Raw genomic sequence first — 14,194 nt, forward strand, 5'->3', positions numbered from 1 at the left:
CTCCGTGTTCACCGAACCCCGGGGAGCTCCTTGCCGGACGGCTCCCGTACCCGCCTTTCGGCAGCGGTCTGCAGGAGCGCCACTCGACGGGCCCGGGCGGGACCGGCCGCCAGGTTCGCCGCCGCCAGGACGAGGCCGAGGCAGAACACACCGGCCCACAGCGTGTCCGTGCCGAGGTGTTCGGCGACGAGCCCGCCGGCTACCGGGCCGAGGAACAGCGCGCCCGGGGGGCCGAATCCGAAGACGCCCTGGTACCGGCCGCGGGCGTCGGGTGGCGACAGCTGGACGATCACCGCGGAGCTCGCCAGCGTCATCAGCATCTCGCCGAGAGTCCAGACGGCGACCGTCAGCGCGTACGCCCACAGCGTGTCGGCGAGAGCGGCCAGCCCGAAGCCGACCCCGGTGAACACGGCCGCGGCGGCCAGGACGTGCTCGTGCCGGAACCGCGCCACGAGCGCGGGCAGGATGAGCTGCCCGGCGACGATCAGCACCATGTTGACCACGATGACCTGCCCGTACGACGTCGCTTCCAGCCCGTCGGAGACGATGGAGACCGGCAGCATCTTGTTGGTCTCGATCATCGTCCAGCCGAGCAGGGTCAGCCCGACGAAGACCATGAAGGTCCGGTCCCTGAAGACGGGGCCGAGCCCGACCGGGCCGGTCCTGGCCGCCGTGACGGCGGGACGGGTCTCCGGGACCTTCAGCGCCAGCAGCAGCGCCGAACACAGCAGTACGCCGGCGTTCGCCGCGAACAGCAGCACGGGCTCGATCCTGACCAACAGGCCGGCGAGGAGCGCCGCGGCTGCCGAACCCAGGTTGAACGCCCAGTAGTTCAGGTTCAGGGCGCGGACCCGGTCGGCATCGGCGACCACGTCGATGATCGAGGCGGTGAACGCCGGCCGGACGATGCCGAGGAACACCCCGAGCAGTAGCGCCAGGACCAGGACGGCCGCCTGATCGTCGGTCCAGCCCAGCGCCAGCATGGTCAGGGCCGCCGGCACGGTCGCGCCGAGCACCACCGGGCGCCGTCCCCACCGGTCGGCGACGATCCCGCCCGGCAGCGAGCCCAGGGCCGTACCGATGCCGCCCAGTCCGATGACCAGCCCGGTGTAGGAGGCATTGAAGTGCAGGACCGAGAGCAGGTACACGCCGAGGTAGATCTGGGCCACCGCGCCGGTCCGGTTGATCAGCGACGCTGTCCACAGGTACCAGAACGCGGCCGGAAGTCCGCCCGCCGTCTGCCGCAGCCAGCCACTCGTTCGTCGGGGACGCAAGGGTCGGCTCCTCGGTGCACGTTCACGGGTCGGTGCCCGAGACGCTACGGGCCGCCGGTGCGCGAGTCCTGGTCCACATTTGGCAAACTGGACCAATGATCGAGACCCGCGGTCCCGGGATCGCCTCGGTTCTGGGCGGCTGGCGGCAGGAGGCAGGACCGCTCGCGCAGACACTCGCCGCGGCGATCCGCGACGCCGTCATCGACGGACGGATCCCGGTCGGCACCCGGCTGCCCTCCGAACGAGCCCTCGCCGCGGCCCTCCGGGTCAGCCGCGGCACCGTGGTCGCCACCCTGGCCGCGCTCCGCGACACCGGCTGGCTGCGCACCCACCACGGCAGCGGCAGCAACGTCCGGCTCCCACCGGAGATCACCGAGCGCACCGCGCCCTGGTCGGTGGACCACGGAGACGGCCTCGACTTCACCCGCGCGGTGCCCGCCGCCCCCCACGCCGCCTACCTGGAGGCATCCCGGCGAGCGGTGGAGCGATCGGCATCCCTGCTCATGGACTCGGCCGAGCCCGACGCGGGGCTGCCACAACTGCGGGAACTGCTGGCCGACCGCTACACCCGCGAGGGCCTGCCGACCCGCCCGGATCAGATCCTGGTCACCTCGGGCGCCCGGGCCGCCTTCACCCTCCTGGCCGACCACCTGCACGACCGCGCCCGCCCCGTCCTGGTGGAGAGCCCCACCTACCACGGCGCCCTGGCCGTCCTGCGGCGCCGGCGCGCCCGGCTGGCGGCCTCGCCCGTCACCTCCGACGGATGGGATCCGGCCCGCCTCGCCCACACCGTGAAGGCAGTACGGCCGGGACTGGCCTACCTGACACCGGACTTCCACAACCCCACCGGCGCCCTCATGCCCGCCGCCCAGCGCGACGACGTGGCCGAACTGGCATCCCGCAACGACATGACGGTCATCGCCGACGAAACCCTGCGGGACCTGGACCTGCGCACTCCACCGGAGCCCGTCCCGCACATGGCCGGCCGGGCCGTGGTCGCCATCGGCTCGATGGGCAAGCTCGTCTGGGGCGGCCTGCGCGTCGGCTGGCTGCGTACCGACGCCGCCCGGATCCGCGAACTCCGGCACAACCCACTCCAAGCGCGACTGTCACCACCGCCGCTCGAACAGCTCATCGCCTGCGAACTCCTGGCCGACCCGCAGGACCTGCTGCGCGACCGGCGAGACCGGCTCCGCGCCCAGCGCGACCACCTCGCGGCCTTGCTGGAGGGCGCGGGCGAGTGGAGCTTCACAGTCCCGCCGGGTGGTCTCTCCCTGTGGCTTCGGCTGCACGGCACGACGGCTGCCGCCCTGGCCACCCGCGCAGCCGGCCAGGGCCTGAAACTGTCGCCCGGGCCGACCTTCTCCGCCGACCGCACCCTCACCCACTACCTTCGGCTCCCCTACACGGCCACCCCCGAGACCCTGACCCGTGCGGTGGCCGTACTGACCGAACAGGGGACGACGCGGCGGTAGTCGGCTCGCACGCGCAGAGCAGCGAACGGCTCCACCGAGACCCTCCGCCCTGCTCGGCCCGGCCCTGCCATGCCCTGCCCGGCGTGTGCGCCGAAGCCGTCGCGGCCGGGGGCCGGGGCCAGGCCGGTCACCGGGTTCGAGGCCCGGGGAGCAAGCGATCCGCCACCCGCTACGGCGTGGGCGGGGCCGGCAGACGGCCCGGGAGCATCATCGAACGTGGCCGGGCCGGATCCTGGCGCGGGTCGTGGGAGGTTCCGGTTCCGACCCCACCGGTCCTCGCCGGCCTCCGTTTCCGCCGGCGGTCAGTCGGACCCCGGGAGGGGCGCGGTGTCGTCGAGGTCGATGAGTTGGAGGAACTGCGGCCGCCCCGTCGAGACGGCGGCGGGTGACTCCTCGCGCGGATCACGTGACTTCACGCTCCGCTTCCGGCTTCCGCGGACGTAGTGGCACCGCATCAACAGGGCCGTGGGCGAGCCGGTGATGTAGCTGAACACCGTTCCGGACTTCCTGACCGCCGAGATCCGGGCGGTGACACCCAGGCCGCCGAGCAGCGGTCCGGGATCGACCCGCAGGGTGGCGGAGGCGTCCCGCCCCGTGGCGATGAGCAGGCAGGCGGTCTCGACGCTCACGACGGAGGTCACCACCACCCACGCGGGGTCCCAGTCCGGACACGCCAGAACGTCGGCCTTGAGCCGGCGGAGATCGGCGACATCGGCCTGGACGCCCTGGCTTGCCTTCAGCATCAGGCCGTCGCCGCGCTTGCTGTTGAACCTGAGGCTGCCGCCGGCCGCGCCCAGGTCGGCGGCGGTGCCGGCGTCGATGTACGTGTCGGCCCCGTGGGAGAGCTCGTAGTCTCCCGGTGCGCCACGGACCACGTCCCACGTCATCCCGAGCTTGCTCGCGCTGGTCTCGCGGATCCAGCCAGCGGGGGAGAGCCGACCGATGTCACCCAGAGCCACCGTACCGCCCAGGGGCCACACCGGACTCAGGCTGAACTTCTGGCGCACCGCGTTCCAGCAGGCCTTGGGCACTTGGGCCATTCGTCCACCTTGCTCGGGGTCAGCGGGAGTACCTAATGTAGCGTCATGGCCGCTCCCGATGATGTGACCTATCATCAATTGCTGTCACAGGCACGGCTGTTCTTCGATCGCGCGCGGGCGTCCGGCGATGTCGCGGACCACCTGGCGGCGGCGGACCTGGCCCTGCGGGCGACCCGGGCCGCGGAGGACGACCTGCAGCGCGCGGTGGCCGGACTGCTCGAAGCGGAACTCGCGCTGGCCGTCGCCGACGCGCTCGGCGAACTCGGCGCCGAAGCCGCGACGTCCGCCGCACGATCGAGACTCGAAGCGATCGATCTCCCCGCACTGCCGGGCGAGCAGAGGGCGAGCATCGCCGAGCGGGTGGCCGAGCTGCTCACCGCGTGCGGCGTGCCACCCGCACCGGCGGCGGCCCCCTTCGGCCCGCACCTGGTCGACCTGGCCGACGAGGCCCTTGCCATCGAGGAGTTGCAGGAGGCGCTCGCGGCTCCGCCGACGACGGCGGACGAGGCTTCAACGGTCGTCCTGGCAGTCGGCATGCTGTTCGTCGCGCTGGCCTTCGGGCCTGCGGGAGAGTCGATCGAGGGACGGCTGGCCGCGCTGATCGGCAAGGTCGAGGACGCGCTCGCCTTTCCCCTGGAACCCCACATTCGCGCGGTGGGACTCCTCACCCTGGGGAATGCGCTCCTGCAGCGGTTCGAGCTCCGCGGCGACATCGCCGATGCCGACACGGCGGTCGAGATCGGCCGTTCCCTGGTGGACGGCGAGGAGGAGCTCCCCCTCACCGTTGCTGTGGACGCCCTCAGCCTGCTCGGAAATGCGCTGTTCCGGCGGGCCGCAGTCGAGGGAGACGCTTCAGGAATGTGCGAATCCGTTCCCGTCCTTGAGGCCGCAGCCGACCTCGCAGCCGAAATCGGCGACGAGACGCTGACCGCCGGATACAACCATCTGAACGCGGCATCGGCTCGTGACCTCGCCACTGGAAACGGCGCCGAGCACCGCGCGACCTTCGAGTCGGCATGCCGGCTCCTCGCCGCGACCTCGACGGCGGACGCGAGGTTCGAGCTGCTGGTGGAAGTCGTCCGCTCCTACCACCATGTGCATGGCGGAGCGCGGATCGACGGCATCGAGTGCCCCTGCCTGGCGCCGGTGCCCGGGCGTCCCCGGACTCCGGCCCCTGCCGGCGACGCCCGCGGGCACCTCCAGCAGACCGCCATGCATGCGCTGAACACGATGGCGGCCTTCTCCGACGATCCCGACGACCTCGCGTATCGCCAGGAGCTCAGGTCGGCCGTGGCGGCGGCCATCGGCGCCATGGGCGAGTACTCGTCGACCGGGAACTGGCTGACGCTCCACGTCGCGGCCATGGCCATCGCGTTCGCGGACGACGAACCCGAGGCGGCGCTTCACCACCTCCGCCGCGGCATGCGAGGTCCGGCTTGGCGGGTCTTCACCCAGCCCACACCCGGGCTGGCGGTCCGCTCCGCCCGGGCGGCCTCCTACGAGTCCGAGCGGGCCATCGCGTACTGCCTGAGCATCGGCGGCGACTGTGGACTCTACGCCCTGGAGGCCGGACGGACGCTGGTCCTGCAGGCCGCGACAGCGTCCCGAGCGTTGGGCGAGCTGCTGCACGCCGAGGGAGCTCCCGCACTCGCCGCTCGATGGGAGGAGCACCGCATTCGGGGGCTGTCCGACCCGGGTTCCGACGCGGGTTCCGCCCCGGTGTCCGACGAGGTGGTGCCGGACGACCTGCGACAGCGGATCGCCGCCGTACTCGCCGACTCCGACCTGGTGGATCCGCCCCGGACGGCCGACGTCCAGGCGGCGATGACGGAGCTCGGCATCGATGCCGTGGCGTACGTCCTGCTTGCGACACCCTTCGCGGAAGGGGGCTTCCTCACCCTGCGCCGGACCGGCGAGCCGGTGTTCGTCGAGGTGCCGGAGATGCGACCGGACCAGCCGGCGCTGCGGTCCCACCTCTCGGGCGAGGCCGCCGCCCTGGACGCCGTCTGCGACTGGGCCGGGGAATGTCTCCAGCCGTTCCTCCGCCACCTCGGCATCGACCCGGCCATCGACCCGGCCGAGGTCCACGATCCGCCCGTGGTCTGCGCGCTCGTCCCCGTCGGAGTCGCCGGCGCCGTCCCGTGGCACGCGGGACGGTGGGCCGCCGAGCGCGGCCTGCGCTACGCCGTACAGGCCGCCGAATTCACCTATGCCGCATCGGCGGGCATGGTCTGCACGGCTGCGGCGCGCACCGTCGACTCCGGCGACCACTCGCTGATCATCGCGAATCCGACCGACGACCTCCTGTTCGCCGAGCAGGAGGCGATGGCGCTGCGGGCGGACTTCTACCGGACCGGCACCTATCTCGGCCATCCGGAGTCGCTGGCGAGCCCGGGTCTGGAGGCCACGCCGCAGACGGTCCTCGCCGAGTTGTTCGACGCGTCGACACCGCCGGGGCGCGTGGTCTTCGCCTGCCACGGCAGTACCGGTTCCGACCCCACCGAGAGCGGCCTGTGGCTGGCGGGCCGCGCACGGCTGTCCGTCTACGACCTGCTGCGGCGCGCGGCCGCCCGCCCCGCGGCGGCGGGAGGAACGGGCCCCTTCGTGTTCCTCTCCGCCTGCACGACCGACGCCACCGACGCCGACCACGACGAGGTGCTCACGCTGGCGACCGCGTTCCTCGCCGCCGGTGCGGCCTCGGTGATCGGCTCCCTCTGGCCGATCGACGACGAGGCGTCGGCGGTGCTCAGCTACATGGTCCACCACTTCGTTTCGGAGGGCACAGCGGTGCGGCAGGCGCTGCGCGCCGCGCAGTTGTGGATGGTCGACCCCGACCGGGCCGTGCCGGATGATCTGGCCGGACACCTGGAGTTCGACGACGCCGCCGGGAGCGAGGAGTTGGCCGAGCCGCGTTACTGGGCGGGCTTCGCCCACCGCGGCCGCTGAGCCGACGGTGACGACGGATCACCGGTTCGGCAGTCTGACGCCGACCGGCCCGACCTGGCCTCGGGCGACCAGGAGGACCTGGACCGCTGGCTCGCGAGCCACCCGGCCCGCCGCAGGCCGATCGGAACCTTCATCCGATGGGCCGCCGCCCGCCGTCTCACCAGTACGATGCCCGTCGCGCGCAGATCTGCCACGGCCCGCCGGTGACCGCCGTCGCGGGGCTGCTCTGCGGGCGGACCGGCGCCCCGTGCCCGGCGCTGGAGCCGCACGTGCGGGCAGCCGGGACGACCCGCGTGGACGGCGCGGCCGTGGTGGACGGTGTGGTGGCTCGGCGCGGGCCTGGCCCGACCACCCGGCGTGGCTGCGCGCCTTCGTCGAGGTGCCGCGTGTCAAGGCCCCGCTGGGATGGTTCGCCGAATCACCTGACTGTTCGTCAAGTCGGATCCCTGTGCAGGAGTTCGCTGAGTCGGTCTCCGACCTGAGGAGGACCGACACGCCGCAGGGCGTCCACCCGTGGGTGGAGTCGCTGTGCCCCAGAGGGTGGACGACCGGTTCGTGTACGCCTGACACAGTGTCAACCCCTCACGCTTTTCGGGTTTTGTGAAAGCCGTCGGCACGGACACAGGAGGACTCATGAGGGTGACGGAGCGCCGGGGCGGGTCGCGGACGGCGCCGGGCGTGCGGGTCGTCGCGCTCGCGCTGGCGGGCGCGGGCCTGGTGGGCGTGACCGCCCCGACGGCCGGCGCCCTCGGCGCCGGGTCGGCCGCGGCGACGGCCGTCGGCGAGGAGCGGCCGGGGAGCGGCCCGGAGGTGGCCGGCCGCGGCCCGCAGCGGGGCGGCGTGGACGCGCGGGCGCTGAACGAGGCGCTGGCGGGCGTGGTCGGGATCGGCGGGGCGTCCAGCGCGCTCGCCCGGGTGACCGAGTACGGGCGCACGGTGTGGAAGGGCGCGGAGGGCGTGGGCGACTTCTCGACCGGCGCCGAGCCCTCCGCGAGCGGCCGGTTCCGGATCGCCAGCGTGACCAAGACCTTCGTGGCGACGGTCGTCCTCCAGCTGGTCGGCGAGGGGCGGTTCGGGCTGGACGACAGCGTGGAGAGCCTGCTGCCGGGTGCCGTCCCGGGCGGCGGCTCCGTCACCGTGCGCCAGCTGCTCGACCACACCAGCGGGCTGTTCGACTACACCGAGGACCCGGTCATCGGCGTCGACCACGACACCTGGCTCCGCGAGGGGCGCTGGCGGAGCTGGACGCCGCAGCAACTCCTCGCGGTGGCCAACAGTCACCCGCCCTACTCCGCGCCCGGCACGGCCTGGCACTACGCGAACACCAACTACCTGCTGGCCGGCATGATCGTCGAGCGGGTCACCGGCCACGACTGGCGCCGGGAGGTCGAGCGCCGGATCATCGACCGCCTGGGGCTGACCGGGACCTCGATGCCGGCCCACGCGACGGGGATCCGCGGCCCGCACGCGCACACCTACCTCGATCTGCCCGGCGGCCCGGTGGACGTCACCGAGATGGAGCCGAGCGAGATGGACGCGGCGGGCGTCGGCGTCTCGACCACCGCGGACCTCGGCACCTTCCTCCGGGCCCTGCTCGGCGGGCGACTGCTCCCCGCGCCGCTGCTCGCCGAGATGCTGACGGTCGCCCCGGCGAGCGGCGGCGCCCAGTACGGCCTGGGGATCGGACGGCTGACCACGCCCTGCGGCGAGGTCTGGGGCAACAACGGCAGCACCGGCCGCGGGCACAACAGCGCCCTCTACGGCACGCTGGACGGCCGCCGGCTGGTGGCGGTCTCGACCAACGGCTACCGCAACACCGGCCAGGGCTGGAAGACCTCGCAGAAGCTGCTGGCGACCGCCTTCTGCGGTCCTCAGCCGGCCACCGCGAACGCCGTCGCCCCGACCGGCTGACCGGTGCCCGTTGTTCGCCGTTTTGTTCAATGACCGAGGGCCGAACCGGAACAACCCCGGTGCGCTACACCGGTAGCGCACGCCACACTCGTGCCGTGCGAGGGACCAGGGCCGCGACAGCGCCGAACCCCGGGAGAGTTCACCAGATGACGACGCTCTGCATCGCGAACAACCGCACCGAGGAGATGGTCGGGGACCTCACCGGGATGGCGCCGCTGGAGCAGCTGTTCGCCGGATGCGGGGCGCAGCGGATGCTCTGGTGGGCGCAGGACGGGGACGTCCTGGTGATGCCCTGGGGCCCCGATCCGGAGTACCTGGCGTACGTCACCGGGCTGACCGGGGTGCGGGCCGGGAGCCTGACGTTCGTGGTGCCGCCGCCCGGCGCCCAGGGCGACCAGGTGCTCACCACCGACCGGCTGGCGGACCCGGCCTTCCGGGCCGAGCTGAGGCGGGTCCTGGAGGGCCGCACCGCACAGGGCCGCGCGGTGGAGGAGGTGCTGGCGATCTCGCCGAACGGCGCGGTGGCCGAACTCGCGGCCGCGCTCGGGCTGGCGCACGCCATGGCCGGGCAGGCGTTCGCCGCGCAGGGCGGCAACGCCCTGGTGAACAGCAAGGCCGGGTTCCGGGCCGTGGCCGCCGGTGTCGGGGTGCCGATCCCGCCCGGCCGGGTGGCCGGCTCGCCCGCGGAGGTCGAGGACGCGATCGAGCAGCTGCTGGCGCAGGGGCACAGCGTGATGGTGAAGGTCGAGTTCCAGGCGGGCGGCTTCGGCAACGAGGTCCTCGCCCGGGACGAGCGGGTGGACCCGGCCGGTGCCGAGCGCGTGGTGGCGCTGGCGGACCGGGCCGCGGTGGCCGGGTACGTCGCCGAGCGGTGGGCCTGGCTGACCGGCGGGCGCGGCCAACGAGTGGTGGTGGAGCGGTACTTCGCCGACTCCGCGCCGCTGTACGCGCAGTTCCTGATCGACGAGGCGGCCGTGGTGCTCTCCGGCTGCGGCGAGATGGTGATGCGGCCGGTGGTGATCGGGGAGATCACCCCGCCGGTCACCCCGGACGCCGAGGTCCGGGCCGAACTCGTCTCCCAGGGCGCCCGGTTGTGCGAGGCGCTGCGGGTGATCGGCTACCGCGGCACGGTCAGCGCGGACGCCGTGCTGACCCCCAAGGGCGAGATCTACTTCCACGAGACCAACGGCCGGCTCACCGGCTCCAGTCACCTGCACGACGTCTACTTCGGCCGCCTGCTGCGCGAGGAGCACCGCGGCTCGCGCTACATCCTGGAGCTGGCGGGCCTCAAGGTGCCGTCCTTCGCCGAGGCGGTGGCGGCGGTCGGGGAGGCCGGGCTGGGCTTCGCCCCGGAGACCGGCACCGGTGTGCTCTTCAGCTGCGACTTCGCACCCGCCGACGGTTCGGTGATGTACTGCGTGGTGGCCGAGAGCCCGGAGGCCGCCCGCGCCCTGGAGACCGCGCTGCTCGCCCTCTTCGCCGGATGAGACCGGACGCGGCCGGCGCCGGGATGCGGGCGGCGGTGATCCACCGCTACGGCGGGCCGGAGGAGTTCCGCACCGAGACGGTGCCGGAGCCGGTGGCCGGCCCGGGCCAGGTGCTGATCGACGTCACCCTGGCCGGGCTCAACTACGCGGACCTGTGCTGCCGCACCGGCGAGTACGCGCGCTACCCGCTGCCGGCCGTGCTCGGCGCCGACGTGGTCGGCCGGCGGCGCGGGGACGGCCGGAGGGTCGCCGCGCTGCTGCGTTCCGGCGGCGGGTACGCCCGGGTGGCCCGCGCCGAGGCGGCCCACACGGTGGAGCTGCCGGACGGCGTGGACGACGAACAGGCGCTCGCGCTGCTGGAGCAGGGGGCGACGGCGTACGGCGCGCTGACCCTGGCGGGTCGGCTGCGGCCGGGCGAGACCGTCGCGGTGACCTCCGCCGCCGGCGGGGTCGGGCACCTCGCGGTGCAGCTGGCCCGGGAGTTGGGCGCGGGCCGGGTGCTGGCCCTGGCCTCCACCCCGGCGAAGCGGGAGTTCGTCCGGGCGCTGGGAGCCGACCGGACGCTGGACCCGGGCGACCCCGAGCTGGCCGAACGCCTGATCGCGGAGTCGGGCGGGGTGGACCTGTTCGTGGACCTGGTCGGCGGCCGGGTGCTGCGCGCCGGACTGGAGGCCCTGGCGCCGTTCGGACGGCTGCTGTCGGTCGGTGCCCGGGGCGGGGCGGAGGAGAGTTTCTCGGTGGACGAGCTGGCCGACCGGTCGGCGGGGCTGCTGGGATTCTGGCTCCAGCACGTCCTGGCGGACCGGGTGCTGTTCGCGGGCATCGCCGATCGGCTGTTCCGGCTCGCCGCCGAGCGGCGGCTGGTGGCGCGGATCGACCGGACCGTGCCGCTGTCCGGGGTGGCCGGCGCGCACCGGGCGCTGGCCGCTCGGGAGACGATGGGAAAGGTGCTGGTGGACGTCCGCCGCGAGGACTGAGCCGTGGACCGGGCCCGGCGATCCGCCGTCGGGCCCGGTCCGTGCGGGCGCTCAGCAGCCCACGAGGCGGGCCCAGTACCGCGCTACCGCGCTGCCCGTGCTCAGCACCCCCGCGGGCCTCCGCTCGGTACCCCGCGGCCTCCGCTCGGTACCCCCGCGGGCCTCTGCTCAGTACCCCGCGACCTCGTCCAGGCCGTGGCCGCGCAGGGGGACGAGGAAGCTGCGTTCGAACACCACCACCGTCTCGCCGGTGGACTTGGTGCCGGTGGTGCGACAGCTCACGATGCCCTGCCCCTCCCGGCTCTTGGAGAGCCGCTTGGCGAGGGTCTCGGTCTCCGCGTAGAGGGTGTCGCCGGTGAACACCGGGTGGGTCATCCGGATGTTCTCCCAGCCCAGGTTGGCGATGGTGCGCCCGCTCGTCGAGCGGGCGGTCATCCCGCCGACGATGCTGAGGGTGACGAGGCTGGAGACGATCGGCCGCCCCCAGGGGGTGTGCGCGCTGTAGGCGGCGTCGATGTGCACCGGGGCGTCGTTCATGCTCAGCATGCTCATCAGCACGTTGTCGAGCTCGGTGACGGTCCGTCCGGGGCGGTGCTCGACCACCTCGCCGACCCTGAACTCCTCGTAGTAGCGCCCGACCACCTCGCGGTAGCGGTGCTCGCCGATCCGCCGGTAGCCGGCGGGTTCGGTTCCGTCCGTTCCGTCCGTTCCGTCCGTTCCGTCCATGGGGTTCCCTCCAAGTCCTAGAGATCGGCGGTGAGTTCCTTGACGTGCCCGGCGAACTCGCGGATCAGCCGCTCGTCCATGTCGGCGCGCATCATCAGCCGGAGCCCGGCCTCGCCCTTGGGCACGATCGGGAAGAACACCGCCGAGCTGTAGAAGCCCCGTTCGAAGAGCTGGGCGGACAGCTTGACCGCCTGCTCGGCGTCCCCGACGTCGACCCGGCGCACCGGCAGGCCGTTGCCCGCGAAGGTGGTCGGCAACAGCTCGTCGAAGAGGTCGATGTTGCGGTTCAACCGGCCCTGGAGGTCGGCGAGTTCCGGAGAGCGGTGGATGGCGGCGCTGCCCAGCGAGGCGCCGACCAGCGGCAGCGCGACGTTCTGCGACCAGCCGACCGGGCCGGCGTGCCGGTGCAGGAACTCGAACTGCTCGCGGTTGCCGAGCATCGCGATGCCGCCGCCGGTGCCGAATCCCTTGCCGAGGCTGGAGACGATCACCGTCAGCGGGTTCATCTCCAGCCGGGAACGGACGAAGCCCTCACCGCGCTCACCCATGATGGACAGCGAGTGGGAGTCGTCGATGTAGAGGAACAGGCCGTAGCGGTCCTGGAGTTCGAGGAGGCCGTCGAGGGCCGCCGCGCCGCCCATCGAGTACGCGCCGTCGGCCACGTAGGCGACCCGCGGGTACTTCCGGCAGACGTCCTCCAGGTAGTTCAGGTCGTTGTGCGGACAGGTCAGCACCAGCGACTCGTCCGCGCAGATCGGCTTGACGTACGCCATGCAGAAGTGGCAGAAGCGGTCGAAGACCATCACCCGGGGCCCGCCGCCGCCCTGGCAGGTGCCGTCCAGGTGGCCGGAGGCGATCAGCGGCAGGATGCCGGCGGTGAGCGAGGTGCAGGACGCGCCCGGCAGGACGTGCGCGCCGAACAGCTCGCCCAGCTCCTCCTCCAGGCGCACCAGCAGGTTGTGCCGGATCCGGGTGGTGGAGGTGACCAGCCAGGTGCTGCGGGACTCGGTCAGCGCGTCCACGGCGCCGGCCGCGACCGAGGGGTGGTTGTTCAGACCCAGGTACGCGCAGGACACCATGTTCGCGAACTCGTGGCCGCTCTCGCGGACGATCAGGCGGTTGTTGGACTCCGAGTCCACCGTGATGCCGATCAGGCCGTTGGCGGCGGCGGCCTGCCAGACCGGGTCGGCACTGGCCAGCATGGCCTCGGCGTTGCGGTACCGGCGCGGGCCCAGGATCGATTCTTCGGTCATCGTCACTTCTCCGTCGCGTGGTTCGGGGTGTCGGGTCGGGGTCGGGCGTGCTGCCCGGACGGGGTGACCGGCGGCGGGCCGCCGGATCGTTCGGGCCCCTCGGGCGGCGGCGGGTCGAACTGCTCGACCAGGCGCTGCGCGGCTTCGAAGAACGGCATGCCGACCATCACCCCGTCCACCACGGTGACCGAGCGGCCGTTCTCCAGGCCCGCCGCCACCACCCGGCGGGCACGCGCCAGCAGCTCCTCGTCCGGGCTGAACGTCTCGTTGATCAGCGCGAGTTGGCGCGGATGGACGGCGATCTTGCCGCTGAACCCGAAGTCCCGGGCGAGGCCCGCCTCCCGGCGCAGCCCGGACATGTCGGCGACCTCGAAGAACGGCGCGTCCATCGCCTCCACCCCGGCGGCGCGGGCGCTGTTGACGACCCGGCCGCGGGCGTGGGCCAGGGCCTCCCAGGAGAGCCGGGCACCGACCGCGAAGGCGTAGTCGGCCGAACCGAAGACCAGCCCGCGCAGGCGGTGCCCGGCGGCCGCGATGGCGGGCGCGTGCTCGATGCCCAGCGGGGTCTCCACGACGGCCAGGAACTCCGTCTCCGGGCAGTCCCGGCCGAGCGCGCCGGCGGCGATCTCGACGTCCCGGGGGGACTCCGCCATCGGGATCAGCACCAGGTCCGGTTTGACGCGGTAGCGGGTGATGGCGATCAGGTCGCACAGGCCGTCCGGCCCGGACAGGGCGTTGATCCGCACCGCACTGCGCGCGAGCCCGGCGGACGGGAGGGTGAAGAACTCCTCGGCGAGCCGGCGGGCCTCCTCCTTCCGGGCGGGCGGGACCGAATCCTCCAGATCGACCATGGCGATGTCGGCCCCGGACCGGTGGCTCTTGGTGTACCGCTCCACCGCCATCGCGGGTGTGGACAGCAGGGAACGGCAGTACCGCGTGAACTTCATGGATGTCTCCGAAGTCAGCGAGGGCTGCGGATCCCGGTTCTATCCCACCGGCCGTGTTCGGCGCCGTAGGGCTGGACATTGAACATCAACTCGGAACAACCGACCCGCACGCACCATTGTTCGGCGCCAACCGCGCTGTGCATGATGAATCACCGGGG

The 14,194-nt window shown here is 73.0% G+C and carries 10 protein-coding genes; 5 read left to right on the forward strand and 5 right to left on the reverse strand.

What is annotated here, in order from left to right; translation table 11 throughout:
• Window positions 1-8: 8 nt before the first annotated feature.
• Complete coding sequence (locus AC067J_RS26225) at window positions 9-1,274, reverse strand: MFS transporter (RefSeq protein ID WP_478303109.1); 1,266 nt, start codon at window positions 1,272-1,274, stop codon at window positions 9-11.
• A gap of 95 nt (window positions 1,275-1,369) precedes the next feature.
• Between AC067J_RS26225 and AC067J_RS26230 the strand changes: the two genes are divergently transcribed.
• Window positions 1,370-2,749 carry an aminotransferase-like domain-containing protein gene (locus AC067J_RS26230; protein WP_478303111.1) on the forward strand — a complete coding sequence of 460 codons (1,380 nt, stop codon included), beginning with the start codon at window positions 1,370-1,372 and terminating at the stop codon, window positions 2,747-2,749.
• A gap of 302 nt (window positions 2,750-3,051) precedes the next feature.
• Here AC067J_RS26230 and AC067J_RS26235 read toward each other — a convergent pair whose 3' ends face one another.
• On the reverse strand, window positions 3,052-3,789 hold the full coding sequence (locus AC067J_RS26235; RefSeq protein ID WP_478303112.1) for a hypothetical protein: 738 nt from the start codon (window positions 3,787-3,789) through the stop codon (window positions 3,052-3,054).
• 45 nt (window positions 3,790-3,834) lie between these two features.
• On the opposite strand from AC067J_RS26235, the gene AC067J_RS26240 reads away from it, so the two are divergent.
• The 4 genes from AC067J_RS26240 (at window position 3,835) to AC067J_RS26255 (ending at window position 11,110) form a co-directional block, all read left to right on the forward strand.
• Window positions 3,835-6,735 carry a CHAT domain-containing protein gene (locus AC067J_RS26240; RefSeq protein ID WP_478303114.1) on the forward strand — a complete coding sequence of 967 codons (2,901 nt, stop codon included), beginning with the start codon at window positions 3,835-3,837 and terminating at the stop codon, window positions 6,733-6,735.
• Window positions 6,736-7,368: 633 nt separating this feature from the next.
• Window positions 7,369-8,646, forward strand: coding sequence for a serine hydrolase domain-containing protein (locus tag AC067J_RS26245; protein WP_478303116.1), 1,278 nt, complete (start codon window positions 7,369-7,371; stop codon window positions 8,644-8,646).
• Window positions 8,647-8,792: 146 nt separating this feature from the next.
• Entirely contained in the window at window positions 8,793-10,133 is a 1,341-nt protein-coding gene (locus AC067J_RS26250; RefSeq protein ID WP_478303118.1) for a preATP grasp domain-containing protein, read from the forward strand.
• A complete protein-coding gene (locus AC067J_RS26255; RefSeq protein ID WP_478303120.1) occupies window positions 10,130-11,110 on the forward strand; it encodes a quinone oxidoreductase family protein in 981 nt (326 codons plus the stop codon). The genes AC067J_RS26250 and AC067J_RS26255 overlap by 4 nt, the downstream gene beginning before the upstream one ends.
• A 168-nt stretch (window positions 11,111-11,278) precedes the next feature.
• Here the strand turns inward: AC067J_RS26255 and AC067J_RS26260 are convergent, their stop codons facing one another.
• Genes AC067J_RS26260 through AC067J_RS26270 form a run of 3 tightly spaced genes read right to left on the reverse strand, consistent with a single transcriptional unit; the run spans window position 11,279 to window position 14,036 of the window.
• Window positions 11,279-11,836 carry a MaoC family dehydratase gene (locus tag AC067J_RS26260; protein WP_478303122.1) on the reverse strand — a complete coding sequence of 186 codons (558 nt, stop codon included), beginning with the start codon at window positions 11,834-11,836 and terminating at the stop codon, window positions 11,279-11,281.
• 17 nt (window positions 11,837-11,853) lie between these two features.
• Complete coding sequence (locus AC067J_RS26265; RefSeq protein ID WP_478303124.1) at window positions 11,854-13,089, reverse strand: 8-amino-7-oxononanoate synthase family protein; 1,236 nt, start codon at window positions 13,087-13,089, stop codon at window positions 11,854-11,856.
• Between the two features lie 2 nt (window positions 13,090-13,091).
• Window positions 13,092-14,036, reverse strand: coding sequence for an HpcH/HpaI aldolase/citrate lyase family protein (locus AC067J_RS26270; protein WP_478303125.1), 945 nt, complete (start codon window positions 14,034-14,036; stop codon window positions 13,092-13,094).
• Window positions 14,037-14,194: the final 158 nt, after the last annotated feature.

Source organism: Kitasatospora sp. NPDC042419, from assembly GCF_056437345.1.